Source organism: Propionicimonas sp. (assembly GCF_047606205.1).
In the GTDB taxonomy this organism is placed as follows: Bacteria; Actinomycetota; Actinomycetes; order Propionibacteriales; family Propionibacteriaceae; genus Propionicimonas.
Map to the genome: position 1 here is coordinate 1 of NZ_JASGES010000127.1, position 3,073 is coordinate 3,073.

Sequence of the window (3,073 nt, forward strand, 5' to 3'; positions counted from 1 at the left end):
AGGGCACCGGCCGCGCCCGCCAGGGTTCGCGCCGCGCCCCGCAGTGGACCGGCGGTGGCGTCGTGCACGGCCCGCAGCCGCGCAGCTACGCGCAGCGGACGCCCAAGAAGATGATCGCCGCCGCCCTGCGCGGTGCGCTGTCCGACCGGGCCCGCGAGGGACGCATCCACGTGGTCGAGGCCGTCGTGACCGGCGAGACCCCGTCCACCAAGGCCGCCCTGAAGGCGCTCGCCGAGATCGGCGGCAGCAAGCTCCTGGTGGTGCTCGACCGGGACGAGGACGTCGCGTGGCTGAGCCTGCGCAACGTCGCCACCGTGCACGCGATCGCCGTCGACCAGCTGAACGCCTACGACGTGCTCGTGGCCGACGACATCGTGTTCACCACGGCCGCGCTCGCCGCCTTCGTGGCCGGGCCGGTCAAGGGCAAGGTCACCGTGGTGACCACCGAGAACGAGGAGGCTGCCAAGTGAGCGACCTGAAGATCCGCGACCACCGCGACATCCTCCTGGCCCCTGTGGTCAGCGAGAAGAGCTACGGGCTGCTGGACGAGAACAAGTACACCTTCCTCGTCGCCCCGAGCGCGAACAAGACCGAGATCAAGATCGCGGTCGAGGCCGTCTTCGGCGTCACGGTGACCGGCGTGAACACCAGTAACCGCCATGGCAAGCGCAAGCGCACCAAGGCCGGCTGGGGCAAGCGTCCCGACACCAAGCGCGCCGTGGTGAGTGTGGCCGAGGGCCAGCGCATCGACATCTTCTCCGGGCCGCTGGCCTGAGTCGAGGGAGGAAAACGAACTCATGGGTATCCGTAAGTACAAGCCGACCACCCCGGGCCGTCGTGGCTCGAGCGTGGCCGACTTCGTCGAACTGACTCGCTCCACCCCGGAGAAGTCGCTGGTCACGTCCAAGCCGAAGACCGGTGGCCGCAACAACTCCGGCCGGATCACCACCCGGCACATCGGTGGCGGCCACAAGCAGGCCTACCGCCTGATCGACTTCCGTCGCTACGACAAGGACGGCGTCCCGGCCAAGGTCGCGCACATCGAGTACGACCCGAACCGCACCGCCCGGATCGCGCTGCTGCACTACGCCGACGGGGAGAAGCGCTACATCATCGCCCCGAACGGCCTGAAGCAGGGCGCGACGGTCGAGGCCGGCGAGGCCGCCGACATCAAGCCCGGCAACAACCTGCCGCTGCGCAACATCCCGGTGGGCACGACCGTGCACGCCGTCGAGATGCGCCCCGGTGGCGGCGCCAAGCTCGGCCGCTCCGCCGGCGCGAAGATCCAGCTGGTCGCCCGCGAGGGCAAGATGGCCACGCTGCGGCTGCCGTCCGGCGAGATGCGCCTGGTGGACGTGCGCTGCCGCGCCACCGTCGGCGAGGTCGGCAACGCCGAGCAGTCGAACATCAACTGGGGCAAGGCGGGCCGCAACCGCTGGAAGGGCGTCCGCCCGACCGTCCGCGGTGTCGCGATGAACCCGATCGACCACCCGCACGGCGGTGGCGAGGGCAAGACCTCCGGCGGCCGTCACCCGGTCAGCCCGTGGGGCAAGCCCGAGGGCCGCACCCGGGACAAGAACAAGGCGAGTTCTCGCCTGATCATCCGCCGCCGCAAGTCCGGCAAGAAGCGCTGATAGGACAGGTGAGGTAACCAATGCCACGCAGCCTGAAGAAGGGCCCCTTCGTCGACGACCACCTGGTCAAGAAGGTCGACGCCCAGAACGAGAAGGGCACCAAGCAGGTCATCAAGACCTGGTCCCGGCGCTCGATGATCACCCCGGACATGATCGGCCACACGATCGCGGTGCACGACGGCCGCAAGCACGTGCCGGTGTTCGTGTCCGAGGCCATGATCGGCCACAAGCTGGGCGAGTTCGCCCCGACCCGCACCTACCGCGGGCACATCAAGGAAGACAAGAAGTCGCGCCGCCGCTGAGGCAGCGAGAAGAGGAACTGATACTCAGATGAGCAACAAAGAGCGACCCACCCGTCGCGCCGCCCTGCTCGGGGATCGTCCTGGCTCGTACGCGATCGCGCGTCACGTCCGGATGAGCCCGATGAAGGTGCGCCGCGTCGTGGACCTGGTCCGCGGCCTGCCCGTCACCGACGCCCTCGACGTGCTCAAGTTCGCCCCCCAGGCGGCCTCCGAGCCCGTGTACAAGGTGGTCGCGTCCGCGACGGCCAACGCGGAGAACACCGAGGGGCTGCGCGCCGACGAGCTGTACGTCTCCCAGGCGTTCGTCGACGAGGGCATGACCCTGCGTCGCATCCGGCCGCGGGCGAAGGGTTCGGCCAGCCGGATCCTCAAGCGCGCCAGCCACATCACCGTCGTCGTCGAACCCAAGTCAGAGAAGGGAGCCTGAGCATGGGCCAGAAGATCAACCCCAACGGCTTCCGCCTCGGGATCACCACCGACCACAAGACGCGCTGGTACGCGGACAAGAACTACTCCGACCTGGTTGCGGAGGACGTCAAGGTCCGTCGCTACCTGGCCAAGACCCTGGAGCGGGCCGGCATCTCCTCGGTGGAGATCGAGCGCCGCAGCGAGCGGGTGACGATCTTCCTGTACGCGGCGCGTCCGGGCATCGTCATCGGCCGCAACGGCGCCGAGGCCGAGCGCGTCCGCGCGGAGCTGGAGAAGCTCACCGGCAAGCAGGTGCAGCTGAACATCCTCGAGGTGAAGAACCCCGAGACCGATGCGCAGCTGGTCGCCCAGGGCATCGCCGAGCAGCTCGGCGCCCGCGTGGCCTTCCGCCGCGCCATGCGCAAGGCGCAGCAGAGCGCGATGCGCGCCGGTGCGCTGGGCATCCGGATCCAGTGCTCCGGCCGTCTCGGCGGCGCCGAGATGAGCCGTTCGGAGTTCTACCGCGAGGGCCGCGTGCCGCTGCACACCCTGCGGGCGGACATCGACTACGGCTTCTACGAGGCCCGCACCACCTTCGGCCGGATCGGTGTGAAGGTGTGGATCTACAAGGGCGACGTGTCCGGCAACCGCGCCGAGCGCGCAGCCCAGAAGGCCGCCCGGCAGGCAGCCGGCGGTCAGCGCCGGCCGGCTCGCGGGCCGCGTCGTGAC

The 3,073-nt window shown here is 69.5% G+C and carries 6 protein-coding genes; all 6 read left to right on the forward strand.

Going from position 1 to position 3,073, the window contains the following annotated elements; translation table 11 throughout:
- The coding region (gene rplD / locus QM633_RS08265) for a 50S ribosomal protein L4 (protein WP_415153269.1) at positions 1-470 on the forward strand (470 nt) is incomplete at its 5' end.
- Entirely contained in the window at positions 467-775 is a 309-nt protein-coding gene (gene rplW, locus QM633_RS08270) for a 50S ribosomal protein L23 (protein ID WP_415153270.1), read from the forward strand. The genes rplD and rplW, both read left to right, overlap by 4 nt.
- 22 nt (positions 776-797) lie before the next feature.
- Positions 798-1,634, forward strand: coding sequence for a 50S ribosomal protein L2 (gene rplB, locus QM633_RS08275; protein ID WP_415153271.1), 837 nt, complete (start codon positions 798-800; stop codon positions 1,632-1,634).
- 20 nt (positions 1,635-1,654) lie between these two features.
- Positions 1,655-1,936: a 30S ribosomal protein S19 gene (gene rpsS, locus QM633_RS08280; RefSeq protein WP_415153272.1), complete on the forward strand. Its 282-nt coding sequence runs from the start codon at positions 1,655-1,657 to the stop codon at positions 1,934-1,936.
- Between the two features lie 28 nt (positions 1,937-1,964).
- The gene (gene rplV / locus QM633_RS08285) at positions 1,965-2,363 is read left to right on the forward strand and encodes a 50S ribosomal protein L22 (protein ID WP_415153273.1); all 399 of its coding nucleotides are present in this window, start codon (positions 1,965-1,967) and stop codon (positions 2,361-2,363) included.
- Between the two features lie 2 nt (positions 2,364-2,365).
- The coding region (rpsC, locus tag QM633_RS08290; protein ID WP_415153274.1) for a 30S ribosomal protein S3 at positions 2,366-3,073 on the forward strand (708 nt) is incomplete at its 3' end.